Annotated in this window: 8 protein-coding genes; 4 read left to right on the forward strand and 4 right to left on the reverse strand. The window is 63.4% G+C overall.

What is annotated here, in order from left to right; translation table 11 throughout:
• Window positions 1–9 precede the first annotated feature (9 nt).
• The 3 genes from F4Y45_07735 to F4Y45_07745 all read right to left on the reverse strand — a co-directional run bounded on the left by F4Y45_07735 (window position 10) and on the right by F4Y45_07745 (window position 4411).
• Window positions 10–210 (reverse strand): hypothetical protein, encoded by a 201-nt coding sequence (locus tag F4Y45_07735; protein MXY24398.1) that lies wholly within the window; start codon window positions 208–210, stop codon window positions 10–12.
• Between the two features lie 39 nt (window positions 211–249).
• The gene (locus F4Y45_07740) at window positions 250–558 is read right to left on the reverse strand and encodes a hypothetical protein (GenBank protein ID MXY24399.1); all 309 of its coding nucleotides are present in this window, start codon (window positions 556–558) and stop codon (window positions 250–252) included.
• Window positions 559–631: 73 nt separating this feature from the next.
• Window positions 632–4411, reverse strand: coding sequence for a helix-turn-helix domain-containing protein (locus F4Y45_07745; GenBank protein ID MXY24400.1), 3780 nt, complete (start codon window positions 4409–4411; stop codon window positions 632–634).
• 218 nt (window positions 4412–4629) lie between these two features.
• On the opposite strand from F4Y45_07745, the gene F4Y45_07750 reads away from it, so the two are divergent.
• The 4 genes from F4Y45_07750 to F4Y45_07765 all read left to right on the forward strand — a co-directional run bounded on the left by F4Y45_07750 (window position 4630) and on the right by F4Y45_07765 (window position 15992).
• Window positions 4630–8025, forward strand: coding sequence for a DUF3883 domain-containing protein (locus F4Y45_07750; protein MXY24401.1), 3396 nt, complete (start codon window positions 4630–4632; stop codon window positions 8023–8025).
• Between the two features lie 100 nt (window positions 8026–8125).
• On the forward strand, window positions 8126–9874 hold the full coding sequence (locus tag F4Y45_07755; GenBank protein ID MXY24402.1) for a hypothetical protein: 1749 nt from the start codon (window positions 8126–8128) through the stop codon (window positions 9872–9874).
• Window positions 9784–13020, forward strand: coding sequence for a DUF1156 domain-containing protein (locus tag F4Y45_07760; protein MXY24403.1), 3237 nt, complete (start codon window positions 9784–9786; stop codon window positions 13018–13020). The genes F4Y45_07755 and F4Y45_07760 overlap by 91 nt, the downstream gene beginning before the upstream one ends.
• Window positions 13021–13187: 167 nt before the next feature.
• Window positions 13188–15992, forward strand: coding sequence for an ATP-binding protein (locus F4Y45_07765; protein ID MXY24404.1), 2805 nt, complete (start codon window positions 13188–13190; stop codon window positions 15990–15992).
• A gap of 520 nt (window positions 15993–16512) precedes the next feature.
• Here F4Y45_07765 and F4Y45_07770 read toward each other — a convergent pair.
• Entirely contained in the window at window positions 16513–17238 is a 726-nt protein-coding gene (locus F4Y45_07770; GenBank protein MXY24405.1) for a hypothetical protein, read from the reverse strand.
• Window positions 17239–17656: the final 418 nt, after the last annotated feature.

Consider the following 17656-nt stretch of genomic DNA (forward strand, 5'->3'; position numbering starts at 1 on the left):
GCCGTTCGGTCAACGGGCAAGGACGCGACGGGCGCCGCTTGCCGCCTCGGCAGCGCGAGCCGCGATTTGTTCATCCGTTAGCGTGCTGAGCGGGTGAGTGATGGCCACCGGCTCGAGGCGCTCGGCCCCGAGCGCGGTTCGCTGCACGTCAGCTTCGTGAAGAAAGGCGTCGGTGACCACGACAGCGGTGGGAACGCCCCGTCTCTCCAACCCGACCGCGTCGTGCAGACTGCACGACGTGCAGGACCCTCAATCGCCTATCGCGGTGATGACCGCATCGGTCTCCCGCGCTATCCGGTCAAGCAACTCCGGATCCGCGGTGCGCGAGAAGCTCTCCTTCGCGTAGCGTCTGATCTCCGCGAAGTTGGTGTCTTCCTGCAGCCGCGTGACCGTCTCGCGGAGCAACTGCGAAGCGTTCCACTTCGTGTTGTCGAGGACGCCCAGGCGGATGCCGGCGAGCGACTCGAGGCGCGGCGCAAGCGCCTGGGGCTCTGCCGTCACCGTCCCGCGCGGGTCGTAGACGATACGGCCGTCCGGGCGGCGTCTTTCAGTCGCCATCAGTCGGTAGGGAACTGCCGAGGCGACGCGCTCAAGTCGCGGCACTCACTTCGTTCCGTTCGCCTTCGCCTCATCACCGGCCATGGACTGCCTGATAGTGCTCGATTTCAAGCTCACGCTGCTTCCGCCCGCCCATTATCTCAGCACCTCGTTCTCCGATCTGCACAATGCGCCGATCGACGTCATTGAGCAGTGTCTCGAACGCCCGTTGCCATTCTGCCCACATTTCGCTCATGGGTCCGGACCAGGAATAGGAACGTCCCAGGGCGGCATAGACGATGTCGTCGACTGAATAGCCCTTTCCGAGAGCAAGCAGGGCCCTTCCGCGCCAGGTCTTGCACGGTTTGCCGGCAAGCGGAGCGAGGTGGCATTCGGCAAGCTCGCGCCTATCGAGCAATTCTCGATACAGATCAACGTCGGTGGCCACAAGCTCCTTCACCAACTTCTCGGCACGACAGCCCGAACGCAGTTCTGCCAGTACCCTGGCCCGCTGCGGAGCATCCAATACAGGCACGAGCTTGACTGCGATTCCCTCCAGCCTCCACGAGCCGTTGCCATCGTCACGCCGACCGAACTTCGAGACCAGCCACTCTTCCGCCAAACGCGTGTTCCTTGACAGAATCTCGCCTAGCCAGTACTCGTCGTGCTGAGAGATCTGGCCCTCATCTGCTGGCGCTCGGAGAATCGCCTGTCGCCAACTGTCATAAAGTTTACGGCCGCGTTCAAGCCCACCATCCGCAAAACGGTGTTTCTTGTACTCCTCCATGTTCACAATGCGCAGGCACATGCAACACACGGCCGCTTCAGCCACAACCTCGGCGCCGCAATACGAGCATGTTTTCTTCGGCTCGTCGCCTGCACGTCGAATGGCGTGCCCGCACCAATGTCCGATGGCTGCCGCGACGGCGAGCCGAGCATCCGCGGAACAGAACATCTGAAGGAGCGTCGCCCGGGGTACTTCCTTCCTAAGGCACCACGTGTCGACACTCCTCGCGTAGTCTCCCGCCGCACCCAGAGCAATCGAAAGAAGCTCCGGTGGTGGTTCGGGGTGCGTGGTCGTAGCGTAGAGTCCGAGCCCACGAAGGCTGTCATCATCGAGGCAGCGACGAAGGATTGCCTCCCACCGTGGCTGGGCCGCATTGGCCGCCCGAAGGACGAATGGTCCGACCAGGTCGGCAGGCAGCCCACCTTCCATAAATCTCTCGGCCACCGCTGCGGGGTCGCGAACACGTTTGGCGAGTCGCGCGCACAGATACGGCGACCAGCGAGGGTAGCTGATGCTCGCAAGATCCGCCTCTGACTCGATCCACGCAAGCCTCCTTGTCATTTCCTCAACGGGTCTGCGCTCCCAAGGCTCCAGAATGCTGTCTGGTGGACCGTCCGTCATCATCTTCATCTCGTCATCGACTTCAAGGTTCTGATGCAGCGCCTCGAACTCGGGATCGAGAGTCACGTCGATGTTCAACCCGGCTAGCTCCGCGGTTCCCTTCAGTTCGTGTTGAAGACCGGGATGCTCGCTGGAGATGTCGGCGAGATCCTGGATCAACCGCTGCGCGAAAGTCAGCACGTCGTTTCGTACGTTGTCCGGGATGCCTAGGAGATGATCGAACGGGTAGTGCACCCAGGCAGAAACGAGGCTCAGCAAGTCGTGCCATGGGGTCTCAGAGTCGTCCAAGTCACGCAGGACACTGAGCATCGATTCCCACAATGCCGTCAAGTCTTCAACATGACGGTGACCGAGAGTTCCGAAGTGGAGACGGATTCTTCGCCCACGACCTGGATCGGTCGTCGCGAATTCAGACTTGGGGTTGAGCGCGATGCACATTGCACGAAGCGCGGTTCTTGCATCTCCACCATCGCGGCGCCAAAGATCTGCTACGCGGGACAACGCGGATCTCCGATAGGACCAGTCTTCTCGGGTCGGAGACAGCCGAGTCGCCCATTTCGCCAGAACGTCCAGCGGGTCTCTTGACAAAAGGTCTTCGGGACGCGAGCCGTCCATTCTGCTCACTTGGTCGAGCAGCAACGGGATCGCCGTCTCCGGTGCCTGTTCGAGAACATCTTCGGCGACTTCCAGAAGCCGGTGCGGGCGGCGGTCAATCACGTCTCGCGCTTCCGCCGGCCCAAGGGATGCGTATTCGGCCCAGAGCCGCGACGATTCGTCCACCGGCAGCCGCGCATCCGCTCGCTCCAGTCGCTCTGCGAGGTCGGGAATCGAGGCGCCCCGCGAACGAGCACCAATCAACGTATCCAAAGCGTCCGCCTCGTTGCTGACGATCTCCAGAAACTGATCGAGCGGCAAAGGGGCAACACTTCCGAAGAACACGCGTTGCACTAGTACCCACCGCATCGGCGATGGGTCCACGGACACGCCGACGCGCGTCTTCCTGACCGGTGTGCCATCATCCCCGGTTTCGAGGATTGACGTTCGCGATTCCTGAACGATCCCGGCTGCCGCCAATTGCGTAAGGTCGTTGCTCAACTCTATGAGCGACGTCCCAAGTGCTTCTGCAACGGTCTGCGCTGGGGCGCCGGCATTGCCACCGAGTGCGAACGGCGCCAGGAGTTTCTGTGTACGGAAACCTACCAAGCGGTCTAGCTGCGAGACCAATTGATCGACCAGTTCGTCCCCGCTTACGACTCGCCGGATATCGCCCGCGAGACAGAGATGCGCTAGCGTTGCTGCAAGCCCGGGTCGTCCCGCCGCCTGTTGACGAATCACGCGGAGCAGGTCGTCCGGTCCGCCAATCCCCACCGATTTGATGATCTCAATCATCGTGTCGGCATCGATCAACTCGAGATTCAGGACCTCGGAGTCCGGAACCTGCAACGCGTGCTGGACGGCAACGGCCTCGCCGGGCCAGCTCGTCGCGATGATGCGGACATCAGAACCCACTTCCTGCCGGATCTGGATGAATCGCACAATCGCGTCGGGATCGACGTGCGCGTCGTCAATGATCACGGCCGGTGGCTTAAGGGTCCGGAGGTCGTTCGCGATTTGCTCTCGGTCATCATCAACCTTGAACAGTGCCTGGCCCTGCAAGACCAAGGCACGCAGCAGGAACGTCTTGCCCGATCCCGGTGCGCCCACCAGAAGGCGGTCACCTGGTTGCTCCTGAAGCCAGCGCGTTTCGCGCTCGCGTCCGAGGATCCGATCGCCAAGGACCGGCCGTCGAGTGATAGGGAAAGGACTCAATGCGCGCGGCCGCCCCGTTAGTCGGAGTAGGCGTTTACACCAAACAGGTTCCGCATAGAGGCGTTGAGCAAACCAGTCCTGCTCGTAGATCTGCAAGAGCTTCACGCCGATCTCGCCCGCCGTCGCGCGCAGCTTCTGGCGCATGTGCGACGTCACCCGTCTGGAGGTCGCGAATAGCGCGCGATCCAACGTTGCCTGCTTGCGTTGTGCCCGCTTCAGATTCTCACGGAGATTCCCGGTCAGGTTCCTCGCGGTCGTGACAACGAGCGGGAAGGGCTCTTCGCTGGCGCCATCCGCAACTGCACCGTCAAACCCGTCGTCTCCACCGCCGGCGACCGGCACAACGCGCGGCCAGTCGCGTCTGAGGAGGTCCACGGCACACGTTTCGAAGACACTCGGGTCCAATGCTCCATTCAGTGCGTCGACGATTGCTCCGTGGTGTGGATCGAGCACGACACCAAGCGGACGCGAGACCGCCCTGCCCGATGAGCCTGACCGTGCAGCAGCATCCAAACGCTCGGCCGCCCAGCCGGGGATGCCGAGCTCGCCTCGCTCCCAGCGAGCGAGCGTGTTCGGCACAACGCCGACGGCTTCTGCGAGTGCCGCCTGCGTGAAGCCAAGGCGAGAGCGCAACGACTTCAGTTCTGCATTTGTCATATCCTTGGTATCCCTAAAAAGCTATACTATGCGTATATCATATATCCCGTACGTGCCGACAAGGAGCGACCGGCCAGGCCCTGCAGGACTCGCCTCCGGGGAGCCATACACAGACGGGTACAGTCGAGCATGCGCGGGCGGCACCGACCGCCGTGAAGGCGACCGGGTGGTACAGTACAGGCCACGAACGAGCGAATGGCGCGCACGTGCCGCTTCCCATGAGTCCCCCGGCGATCCCGTCCGAAGGCCAGATCCTGACCGGCCCGCTTTTCAACGAGCCGATGCGCGTGGAAACCGCTTCGGAGACGGGATTAGGCAGTTGGACGCTCGGTCTGGTCGGTACGCAGACGGAGCGATTTCGGAGGGTCTCGCTCGGGACCGCCGACCTGGCCGGCCTTACAGTTCTTGACAGTGGCTTCCGATACGACGGCGACGGAGCGCTGCTCCGATTGGGACTTCAGGCCCACGCGCTCGGCCTCGCCTGGGAGTTCGATCCGTACTTCGGGCTGTCGATCTCGCGCGTCGATCCGCTGCCGCACCAGTTGGAGGCGGTTTACGACCACTTGCTGAAGCTGGCACGCGTGCGATTCCTTCTGGCTGACGATGCTGGGGCAGGCAAGACGATCATGGCCGGTCTGCTGCTCCGCGAGTTGCAGTTGCGGGGCCTCGCCGAACGCATCCTGATCGTCGCCCCGTCGAACCTCGCGTTCCAATGGCAGCGAGAACTTAAGGAGAAATTCGACGAGACGTTCCTAGTGATGAAGGGCAGCGACCTGCGCGCCCAGTTCGGCGTGAACCAGTGGATGCAACAGGCGAAGGTGGTGACCTCACTTGATTTGGCCAAGCGTGAGGATATCTTGCCCGGATTGCGCCAGACGCACTGGGATCTGGTCATCGTCGACGAGGCGCACCGGATGTCGGCCCGCGACGAGTCCCACAAGAGTCAGCGTTACCGGCTGGGTGAGTTGCTGCGGGATTCGTCGGACCACATGCTGCTGCTGACCGCCACGCCGCACAAGGGGGACCCCGACAATTTCTCGCTGTTCCTCCAGCTCCTCGACCGCGACGCCTACGCCGACGTGCGCTCGATCCGAGAGGCGATGGATGATGGCCGGGCTCCGTTCTACCTGCGGCGCACGAAGGAGGCGATGGTCTACTTCCCCGAGCGCGACGGTGACGGGAGGTGGACGGCCCGGAAGATCTTCACCAAGCGCATCCCCCGCACGGTGGACTTCGCCATCGACGGCCCCGAGTTCGAGCTGTACAGCGAGGTGTCGCGGTTCGTGAAGCGCCAGAGCGCCAGGGCTGCGGCTGCGGGCGACACGCCACGCGCGCGCGCCGTTGGCTTCCTGATGGCGCTCTACCAGCGGCGTCTGGCCTCCAGCGCCAGGGCCATGGGCCGGAGCCTCGCGAACCGGGCCGTCCGCTTGGAACGCGGGCTCGCCCAGGCGCAGGATCTCGCCCGCGCTGCGCCCCCGGACCTGCCGACCTCCGACGAGTTGGAGGAGATGGAGGAACACGACCGCGAACGGCTGGAGCGGCTGCTGGACGCGGTCACGCTGGCGAGCAACGCCGAGATGGTGAGCGAGGAGATCGCCGAGTTGCAGGCGCTGGCCGCCCGGGCGCGGGCGGTCGAGCAGGCTGGCGACGAGGCGAAGCTCTCCAAGCTCGAAGACTTGCTGCGGGACGAGGGCTTCGTCGATCGGCCGGAACAAAGGCTCGTGCTCTTCACCGAGTTCAAGGACACGCTCGACTACCTCGTCGAGACGCTCGAAGCGTGGGGCTTCAGGGTCACGAGCATCCACGGCGGCATGAAACCCGGCAGCCGCGACGAGCCGGGAACGAGGCTTCACGCCGAGCAGCAGTTCCGCGACGGCGCGGTCCAGGTGCTCGTCGCCACCGAGGCGGCCGGCGAGGGGATCAACCTCCAGGTCTGCAACGTCCTGTTCAACTACGACATCCCGTGGAACCCAAACCGTCTCGAACAGCGGATGGGGCGTATTCACCGCTACGGTCAGGAGAAGGACTGCCTGATCTTTAACTTCGTCGCCACGAACACTATTGAAGGGCACGTGCTACAGCGGCTGCTCGACAAGCTTCAGGAGATCCGCGACGCACTGGATGACGATGCTGTATTCAATGTCGTCGGTGAGGTGCTGCCGTCCGCCCATGTCGAGCGCGTATTGCGCGACTACTACGCCGGCCGGCTCGGCAGCGAGGATCTGGAGGAGCGCCTGCTCCGAGATGTCGACGAGGGACGGTTCCGCAACATCTGCCGGAACGCCCTGGAGGGATTGGCGTCGAAGAAGCTGAATCTGGAGATGCTGGTCGAGCGCCGCGCTCGCGCCCGCGAGCGCCGGGTAGTGCCCGAGACCATCGCCCGCTTTTTGCGGGAAGCGGCGCCGCTCGTCCCTCTGAAGCTCGACTTCATAGGTGGTCTGCCGCACACCTTCGAGCCGGGCCGCACCCCGTCCTCGTTGCGCCGCCACGAGCGCCAGCCCGACTGGCGCCTCCCCGAGCTGGCCGCCCGTTATCCGCGGTGCAGCACTGATCGCGACGCGGCGCAGGAGCACGCTCTCGAATGGGTCACGCCGGGCCATCCGCTATTCGAAGCGGTCCGCCGTCATACCCGCGAGCGGGCGAGCGATCCGCTCGCCACGGGGGCGACGTACCACTCGCTCGCGCACGATGCGCCAACGCGCATCGACTTCTATCGCGCCCGTGTGGTCGACGGACTCGGCCATGTCGTTCACGAGAAGCTCTTCGCTCTGGAATCGGGCGGCGACGGCGACCCGCGAGCGTGTGAGCCGGGCGTTCTCGGCAACCTGACGCCGGCTCCCACGCCGGACGTACTGCCGGAAGCCGCGAGGCGGCCGGAGCCGACGGCATGGCTCCAGGAGCACATCCTGACGCCGTTTCTCGAAGACACACGCGCCGATCGACTCGCGGAGGTTGAGCGTGTCGCGAAGCACGTCGAGTTGTCGCTCACCGAACTGTTGTCGGGGACGGACGAGGAGATCGGACGCGCTGCGGGCGACGTGGAGGCGGGGCGCCAGGGCGCGGAAGGCCGGCTGGCAATGGCCGAGGCACGGCATGGCGAGTTGCAGGTCCGCCGCGACCGTCGCCGCGAGGAGTTGGGGCGGCAGCGGGCGCTCACGCTCCAGGCGGTTGAACGTAGTACCAGCGTGCTGGTGCTGCCGCACCCCGATCGCGCTGCAGCCGAGGTGAAGCGCCACCAGCCCGATCCGGCGACCGAGGCGACGGCGATGCGCGTGGTCATCGCGCACGAGGAGTCTCGTGCACGCCGCGTGGAGGACGTGAGCGCCAAGAACGTCGGCTACGACGTGACAAGCCTCGACCCGGCGTCCGGCGATCTGCGGCTGATCGAAGTCAAGGGACTCGCCGCGCCCACGGGCACGATTCTCCTGACGCCGAACGAGCGCCGTATGGCTGAGGACCGCCCCGACTGCTACTGGCTGTACGTCGTCACCGATTGTGCCCGGACGCCGGTGCTGAATGAACCGATCCCCGATCCGGCCCGGTTGCCATGGCACGAGGTGTCGAAGGTGCAGCACTACTATTTGAACACCGAAGCCATGCTGCGGGGCGAGTAGCTCGACTGCCAAGCTGCTACGACATGAGTGTCCAGGATTCAGTGGGTCGGGTCCGGTCGAACGGGCAACTGAGCCCCCGCTGTCCGCGGTCGTTCGCCGCATGATCAATTCAACGGAGTCGCTTGCATTCTCGATGCACGCCAATCCCGGCATTTATGCCGTCTTGGCCGGCTCCGGCTTGTCACGGGCGGCCAAGATCCCCACCGGTTGGGAAATCACGCTGGACTTGGTGCGCAAGCTGGCAGCCGTCCGCCACGAGACGTGCGAACCAGATCCGGAACAGTGGTACCGAAGCACTTTTGACAAAGAGGCGGACTACTCCGACTTGCTGGACAAACTGTGTAGGACGTCGGCAGAACGACAGCAGTTGTTGAGGGGCTACATCGAACCGAGCGCGGACGACCGTGAGGAGGGTGCCAAACAGCCGACTGCAGCGCACCGAGCTATCGCCGCCCTCGCCGCGAAGGGCTTCATTCGGGTGATCCTCACGACCAACTTCGACCGCCTGATCGAGACAGCATTGGACGACACGGGCGTGACGCCGACAGTGCTAACCACGCCGGATCAGTTGCAGGGCGCTCTGCCGCTAATTCACACGCGCTGCTGCGTTGTCAAGTTGCACGGCGACTACCTCGACACACGTATCAGGAACACTCAAGCGGAGCTCGATTCGTATTCCGTGGAGTTCGACCACCTGTTGGCTCGCGTCTTCGACGAATTCGGTCTTGTCGTCTGCGGCTGGTCGGCGGCTTGGGACGGAGCCCTGCGCCAAGCGCTCTACCGTGCACCATCGCGCCGCTTCTCCACGTATTGGACCGTTCGTGGGGAGATCGAAGACGAGGCACGGCGCTTGATCGAACACCGCTCGGCCGAGGCGATTACGATCGAGGATGCTGACGAGTTCTTCGGCACCGTTCAGCAACACGTCGAGTCCCTTCGGGAGTTCACACGACCGCACCCGCTGTCCACCGAAGCGGCTGTGGCGAGCTTGAAGCGCTACTTGTCGGAATCACGGCATCGGATTCGGTTGTCGGATCTAGTCGACGGCGTTGTTGAGCAAGTCATCTCAGCGACTTCTGGAGAAGGTTTCGCAGCGGACCGTCCGGTACCGAACGGCACAACGGTTACGACGCGCGTCCGCCGCTACGACGCCGCTGCGGCGACTTTGCTGGCATTGGCGCCGGTCGGCGGCTTCTGGGCGGAGGACGACCATATCTTGTTTTGGCAACGAGCATTGAGCCGGCTTGGTGCTATGCGAGCGAGCGCCGGTCAGGTGTTCACAATCTGGGAAGCCTTGAAGCGATATCCAGCAACTCTGTTGTTATGCGCGCTGGGAATCGGGGCGGTGGAGGCGAATCGGTTGGAGTTCCTAGGGCGTCTCTTGAAGGTCACTCTTCCTGATGAACATCGCGAAGACAAGACAGCCGTACAGCTGTTTCCCCCATCTCTACTTGCCGATGGAAACGTACAGGAGATGCGGCTACTCAAGGGGATGGAGGGTCATCGCGTGCCGATGAGCGACTGGTTGCACGACGCGCTACGAACGCCCGTTGCGAGAATCATCCCTGACGACGGTCGGTACACGTTCGTCTTCGACAAACTCGAAATCCTTCTGGCGCTCGGTTACCTCCACGTGGAACCAGAGCGCGAATGGGCTCCGGTCGGCGCGTTTTGCTACCGAGACGAAAACAGAAACCGCATCCTGCAGGAGATCGAAGGATCATTGTCTAGGACGCGAGACAATTCTGAGTTCGTCAGGTGTGGCATCTTTGGCGAAACCGCAGACATGTGCAACCGCCGACTGGCGGCATTGCAGACAACCATTCGCCAATCTCGCATGAGGGGTTAGCAGTCTGCCGGATTGAAAGAAGAGATGTGATTCCTAAAACGTGCAAGCGCCTCGCTGAAGTGGACTTTCCCGTCGCGGTCGTTTCGAAGCACGCGGCGCGGGAGAAGTCGATCCGCCACGGTCATCCCTCGACGTTGCACCTGTGGTGGGCGCGACGCCCGCTGGCGTCAAGTCGCGCCGTGTTGCTGGCGCTGTTGCTGCCGGATCCGTGCGATCGGCACTGTCCAGAGGACTTTCTTCGAGTCGCTGCCGACGAGCTCCGGGGGCTCGCCGAACATCTCGTCAAGACCAAGGCCGGATCTGAATTGCTGATCGCGGATTTGAAGTCAAACTTGAAGAGCAAGAGGCCGGGAATAAGGGAAGAGGCGGAACGAGAGGCTGAACGTAGAGCGAGAGTTTGGAACGACCTGTCGTCGGAGAAGGAGCCTTGGCCGCTGATACGGGTTCGCCGCGCGCTGCTGCATCTTCTGGCCCAGGGGGCGGCGTGGGAGTGGTCTGTTGCCGACCCGTTCCTTAACGTGTCACGCAAACTCGTTAAGGCAGCGCACGGGGAGCACGCTCCACTTGTCGTCGATCCGTTCGCGGGCGGGGGTTCAATCCCGCTGGAGGCGTTGCGGATGGGGTGTGAAGCGTTCGCCAGCGACCTGAATCCGGTGGCGTGCCTAATCCTCAAAGCTATGCTGGAGGACATCCCCCGCCGCGGTTCTGCCTTGGCCGATGAGCTTCGGAGAGTTGGGGGCGAGATCAAAGCGGTCGCCGAGAAGGAACTGTCTGATCTCTACCCGCCGGATCCGGACGGCGCAACGCCCATCGCATACCTGTGGGCGCGGACTGTGCGGTGCGAGGCGCCGAACTGCGGGGCGGAGATCCCGTTGATACGCTCAATGTGGCTGTGCAAGAAGTTGCGGCGCAAGCGGGCGCTGCGTCTCAGCGTGCAGCGCGACGAGGTCGAGTCGCCGCGGGTCGAGTTCGAGATCTTCGAGCCCAGCGCGGACAAGGATGTGCGGGCCGGGACCGTGGCACGTGCGAAGGCTGCCTGCGTCTGTTGCGGGTCGGTGCTTCCGCCGGAGCGCGTGCGGGCGCAGCTCGCGGCTCAACGTGGCGGCGCGGACGTCATCTTCGACGAGCAGGGATGTCGCTCAGGCGGAGCGTTTCTCTTAGCTGTGGTCACGCTCAAGCCGGGCGAGAAAGGCCGACACTACCGACTGCCGACCGTGCGGGACTACGCGGCTGTGCGCCGGGCTCGGGACCGCGTCGCCAGGATTATCGACGACTGGGAGCGGCGAGGTCGGAAAGGGCCGTGCCCCGTTCCGGATGAGCCGATATCGCTGAACGAAGTGCGGCGCATCAGTGTGCCGATCTATGGCATGCACACGTGGGGCGACCTGTTCACATTGCGGCAGAAGGCGGCGCTAGTGGAGCTATGTCGACTGGTTCGTCGACACGATTCGTCAGCACCATCCGCGCTATTACTGGCGTTGAGCGTCAGTCGCTTTGCGGATATCGCCAACTCCCTTTGTCAATGGGAGAACACAAAGCACCAGGTTCGGCATCTCTTTACTAGGCAGTCAGTTCCGATGCTCTGGGACTTTGCAGAAGCCAGTTTTGTCGGCGGACAGGCCGGAGACCACGCTACGACGTTGCGGACGATGGCTCGTGTGGTCGAGCGGTTTTCGGAGAGTCGTGAGCCAACGCAAGTCCATGGTGCGGATGCAGCTGCCCACCCGCTTCCAGATCAGGCCGCCAACGTCTGGTTTACCGACCCGCCATACTACGATGCGGTGCCGTACGCACACCTCGCGGACTTCTTTTTTGTTTGGCTCAGGCGCATAATTCCTGACGATCCCCTGCTTCGCAACTCGTTCGAGTCGAGCAGCTGCACGACACCCAAAGTGCGCGAAATCGTCGTTGATCGGCCGCATCGCATGAGTACATCCGAGAAAGACGCGGAATCGTACGAACAGGGAATGGCGCGAGCTTTCGCCGAAGGGCGGCGGGTGCTTCGGGATGACGGCATCGGATCTGTGGTCTTCGCTCACAAGACCACCGAGGGCTGGGAAGCGCTCCTCTCGGGCATGATTAAGGGAGGCTGGACGCTCACCGGTTCGTGGCCAATCGCCACGGAGATGGATACCCGGCCCAATGCACGAGAAACCGCTTCTCTGGCCACCAGCGTCCACCTAATCTGTCGTCCCCGCCCAGACAACGCCTTGGTAGGCGATTGGGCCGTCGTCTTGCACGAACTTCCCCGGCGCGTCGGCGAATGGATGGAACGTCTGCAGGGTGAAGGGATTCGTGGCGCCGATCTCGTCTTCGCCTGCATCGGCCCGGCGCTGGAGATCTTCAGCCGGTACGAGAGAGTTGAGACGGCTGACGGACATGAGATCGGACTTCCCAAGTATCTGGAGAAGGTCTGGGAGGTAGTCGGCCGCACCGCGCTGGAGAACGTCCTCGGAGCGGCGGAGGCGCAAGCCCGGAACGGGCTGGCGGGCGCCCTGGAAGAAGATGCGCGGCTGACTGCACTCTTCCTGTGGACACTCCAGGCGACCAACGGCGAGACGGGCCGAGACGTTGGCGGCAGACCGGTCGATGTGGCGGACGACGAGGGAGTGGTAAGCGGCGGGTCCACGAGCTACTCCCTTGTCTTCGACGTGGTGCGCCGCTTCGCACAGCCTCTGGGTATCGACCTGCCGAGGTGGGAGAACCACACTATTGAAACCGAGAAGGGCATGGTTCGTCTGATTCCGGTCGCCGAGCGTGCCGAGAGACTCTTCGGCGAGCGAGGGGCAGCTGCTGTCGCCGCATGGCTGGAACAGGAGGTCAATAGCGGTGCGGATGTACTTCAGGGCGTCCTCTTTCCGGACTATGAGGAAGCACCGACCATTGGACGGGTGCACAAGAGTGGGGTCGGAGAAACCGCTGAAGTCTCTGCTGTGAAACCCGGCGCCACGACCCTCGACCGCGTCCATACCGGTATGCTCCTCCAGGCCGGTGGGCAGACTAGCGCGTTGCGGGCACTGGTGAAGGCCGAGCGCGAGCGCGGCCCGGATTTTCTGCGCCTGTCGAATGCACTGTCCGCACTCTATCCGGCGGGTAGCGAGGAAAAGCGGCTGCTTGATGCGATGCTCTTGACACTCCCGAAGTAAGTGATCAGGCAGTGAGACGAAGAGATCTCCAGCGGGATTTCAAGAACAGGAACTTGATTGACGGTCCACGCGGAAAGGTCTGCTCGACGCACTTGGGTGGACAGACGACGACAGGCAACGACGCATGCTGGGGAACAGGCGTCTCTGCCGGAGGTAGTACGTAGATCATGACACTTGAGCCCTGGTACAAGGTGGTGCTTCCGCGCCGGGAGGTGCGCGAAGGACGCTCGTTCAATCCCGACGAGTTCGCTATCGCCCTGGAACAGGTAGTCGCCGGTACGGCGCCGTCGGACTATCGCGATCCTGAGGCGTTTTTCGACCGCACTTGCTTCACCCGGGCATTGCGCGACCACACGGGCATGGTTCTGCGACGTTTAGCTGGAGAGACCGCAAACACGGCACCGGTGATGACGCTGGTGACGCAGTTCGGCGGCGGCAAGACCCATACGCTAACGGCGCTCTATCACCTGGTCACGGCGAGCGACCTGCTAGAAGACCGGGAGGAGGTGAGGTCGTTGTTGCACGAGGCGGAGCTCTCGGCCGTGCCGGCCGCTCGGGTAGCGGTGTTCGTCGGCAACGCATGGGATCCGAGCGAGGGACGCGAGGCTCCTTGGATCGATGTCGCCCGCCAGCTCGCTGGTGATCGAGGCGTCGAGCTACTCGGGGCGCAGGCGGCAACGACGCCGCCAGGGACCGAAGCCCTTGGGCGGGTGTTCGCGGCAGCAGGCGCTCCGGTGTTGGTGCTCTTCGACGAGGTGCTCAATTTCGTCAATCGCTATCGTCCGATGGCCGACGCTTTCCATGCGTTCATCCAGAACCTGACAGTGGCCATGACCGGCAGGACTCAAGGGGCGGCCGTCATCAGCTTGCCGCGCAGCGAAGTCGAGATGTCCGACTTCGATCTGGCGTGGCAGGACAAGATCACCAAGGTCGTCCGCCGCGTCGCCAAGGATCTGTTGGCGAACGACGAGACGGAGGTGAGCGAAGTGGTCCGGCGGCGCCTGTTCGACGATATTGGTCGGGACGGCCTTCGAACAAGAGTCTCGAAGGCGTACGCGGATTGGTGCTTCGAACGCCGGGAGCGGCTTCCGCCGGAATGGACGCTGGTGGACAGCGCCGCTACCGAGGCTAAGGCGAGAGAGCATCTGCGGGCGCGCTTTGAAGCCTGCTATCCCTTTCATCCGGCCACACTGTCGGTCTTTCAGCGGAAGTGGCGGGCGCTGCCCCAGTTCCAGCAGACGCGCGGGACATTGGCGATGCTGGCTCAGTGGATCTCGTGGGCGCATCGTGACGGCTTCACCGGTGCACGCACCGAGCCGCTGATCACCCTCGGCTCTGCGCCGTTGGAGGTTCCCGACTTCATCGGCGTCGTTCTCGGCCAGCTCGGCGAATCGCGCTTGTCGACAGCCATTGAGGTCGACATCGCAGGCGCTCAAGCCCACGCACGGGCACTGGACGGCGATACAAAGGCTGCTCTCCGCGACGTTCACCGCCGGGTTGGGACCTCGATGCTGTTCGAGTCCTCCGGCGGGCAGGTCGACAAGGTGGCGCATCTGCCGGAATTGCGCTTTGCGCTGGGCGAGCCGGCGGTCGACACGACCTCAGTCGACGCTGCGGCGCTGGCGCTGGAGGAACGGGCCTACTTCCTGCGTCGCGTGGGAACGGACGGTTTTCGAATCAGCTACCGGCCGACGATCAAGAAGGTAGTCAACGACCGGCGCGCCTCGCTCGACGAGGATGACGAGATCCGGCCGTCTGTCCGTAGCTTGGTCAGGGACGACTTCGACAGAGGCGCGAGCATTCCGCGAGTGCATTTCCCGGCCGACTCGGCGTCGATTCCGGACACGCCCAAGCTGACGTTGGTGGTGGTGGGTCCTGAAGTGGAATGGACGGGCACCGCCGGAGACGTGCGTGAGCGGATCGCAGAATGGACACGAACCCGCGGCGCATCGCCCCGGCGGTATCCGGGAGCGCTCGTTTGGGCCGTCCGGAAGCCCGGCCGCGGATTGCAGGACAAGGTGGAGCAGTGGCTTGCGTGGAAGCGTGTCGCTAGAGAGGTCTCCGCGGGGGCGCTTGGGAGTGAGCTTGATACGGCGGACCGAGCCGAGATCGGAGGAAAGGTACGCGAGGCCGTCGAGGCCGCCCGAGAGGAGGTGTGGGGTGACTATCGCTTCATCGTCTTCGCCGACGCCTCGACGGCGGACGGACTGGAGGTCATCGACCTCGGAGCCGGTCACTCCAGCAGCGCGGAGAGTCTCTGCAGTCGCGTCATTGGGGCGCTCAAGTCGAGCGCTCGTCTCAACGAATCGGTCGGTGCAGGATACATAGAACGTAACTGGCCACCAGCGTTCAAGGATGGTGGGACGTGGCCGCTGGACAGCCTGCGCCAGAGCTTTCTCGATGGCTCGCTGACACGCCTCGTGGACCCTGACGCCGTGCTGCGCAGGAAGGTCGTCGAGTGGGTGGCCAACGGAGACTTCGGGCTCGGCTCCGGCCTGCACACCGACCGGCCCGAACGGGTGTGGTTCCGGCAGGCGGTTGCCTCGGAAGAAGTGTCCTTCGATTCGGGTGTTTGCCTGTTGACCAAGGGTCGAGCTGGAGTATTGAAGGCTCCGCCAGCACCCAAGGGGGAAACACCGGTCGAACCGGCCCCCGGCAAGCAAGATCCGTCCGGCGCCACTGCGGATTCGGAGCCTGCACCGGGAACGTCGCCCGAACCACAGCCGCCTGAACCGCCCGAGCCAAGGGTCGCGACGCTTCGTTTGCATGGCTACATTCCGGCGGAGATCTGGAACCGCGTCGGCACCCGGTTGATCCCGAAGCTCAGGGCTAGCTCCAGTGATGGCCTGAGAGTAAACGTGGCGTTCGAGTTGACCACGAGCGAACGGGGAGCTGATGCGCTGCTGACCGAAGTGCGTCAGATTCTCGACGATCTGCGCCTCACCGAGCAGGTGCGCATAGATGCAGGGTAGCCGAACAACGGTACCCGGTTCCCGCCATCAAGCCTAGGCGGTACTCCTGTGCGAAGAAGCCACCGACGCGGTTAGGGCGTCCCGGCGTTGCGTGCGTGGATTGCTACGAAGCTCGCTCTCGAAGTCCTGGCGTTAACGGCAGTGCGGTCTGGCGAAGTCCCGCTCGCGACTGTGGGGATGAAGTCGATGCGAGGGTTTGGGACCTTAACGTCGGAATCGATCTGGGTGTTCCCGAGTCGTCGCGGGAAGGCACTCTCGGACATGACGCTCTCGAGGTTGGTCAAGGAACTGGGTATCGGTGCCGCACGGCTCGCGGTCGATCTGTTGCGACTGTGCGGCGGAGCTAATTGGACATCCGTGCGAGGTGGTCGAAGCCGCTCTCGTGCATGTCGTGGCGAGTAGGGTTGAGGCAGCCTACGCCCGATCGGGCCTGTTCGAGTGACAACGGCCGCTGATGGACGACGCATGGCGGGTCGCTCTGAGCCACCGTCGGACCCGGCCGGCGATGAAGAGTATCTAGTCACTGCCTTCTACGGAGAAGGTAACGTGCAGCCGCAGTTGCGGTGTGCAACCGGAATCGGGCTTCTTCTTCGTTTGTAAGTCCGGCGTGGGGGCCGTTGTCCTGTGCACCGGCCCAGAGCCCTCTGAGGAGCCGGCTCTCCGCTTCGTCCAACGATCCCACTCTTCGGAGATGCACCACCGCGGCATCGGCCCCTACGTTGGTCTGCGCGCCGGCCGATACTCCCAAGGCTTGGAAAAGCGCCTCCAAGAAGGAACGAAGCTGTCCATTGGCGGCCTCAAAATTGCCATCAACGAAATTGTCGACCGCCTGCCGGTAGTGAGTTGCCGCCACTCTTAGCTCGGGGCGGTCGAGGTCGCTCTCGAGGGCACTCACCTCCGGAGCGGGTTGCGCTGGAAGGGGCATCGAGGGAACTAAGCGGTCCAACCCCCATTCGAAGCCATCGGCGGCCAGCGAGGCCAGCAAAGCGGTGTGCCGCTCGCGCGCGTACTCGCTGTCCAGCACGCGGTTCGAAAGGTCGACGAGTGCTTCGTCCGTCGCGATCTCCGCGTGACCTGCTTCGATGGCCCTAACAAGTTCACGGCTCCGCGTGAGCTTGTTAGGGCCATCGCCGGGGTCACTAGCGTCTACAGAGAACTCGAAGTAGAGGTTCGAGATGTAAGCATGGCTGAACTGGTCGGCGACTGCTTCCGCTAGTCGTGTCAGTGTTCTGCGAGTCAACGGCAACTCAAGATCTCCAGTACAGCGGCGTGAATCTTCTCGCGAGACCGCGAATCAGTCAACTCGCGCGTGCCACACCGCTGCGTGACGAGGCCCGCACAGTCGACACGCCATCATGACCAAGTCACGAACCGACCTGCATCCCGGGGTCGATCACATGGTTCCCGCAGACCGCTCAGGCGCGAACTACAACGCCGACAGACATTGAGCACGGGGCAACGGAGTCGATCACGGGGCAGAAAGATGATACGGCGCGAGGGATCCGGACGGAAATTGCCTTTACAGACTGTGACTGGCTGTAGGTCCCATATCACAGGAGGGCACAGGGTCCCGTCACTCCTGCTGCCCCGGGTCGCTCCCCTCGGGATCTTCCTTCTTGGAAGGAGATCACGCCTGCGGCCTCAGTCCCACGGTCGACTTGCGG

The sequence above is a fragment of the Acidobacteriota bacterium genome, assembly GCA_009838525.1.
In the GTDB taxonomy this organism is placed as follows: Bacteria; Acidobacteriota; Vicinamibacteria; order Vicinamibacterales; family UBA8438; genus VXRJ01.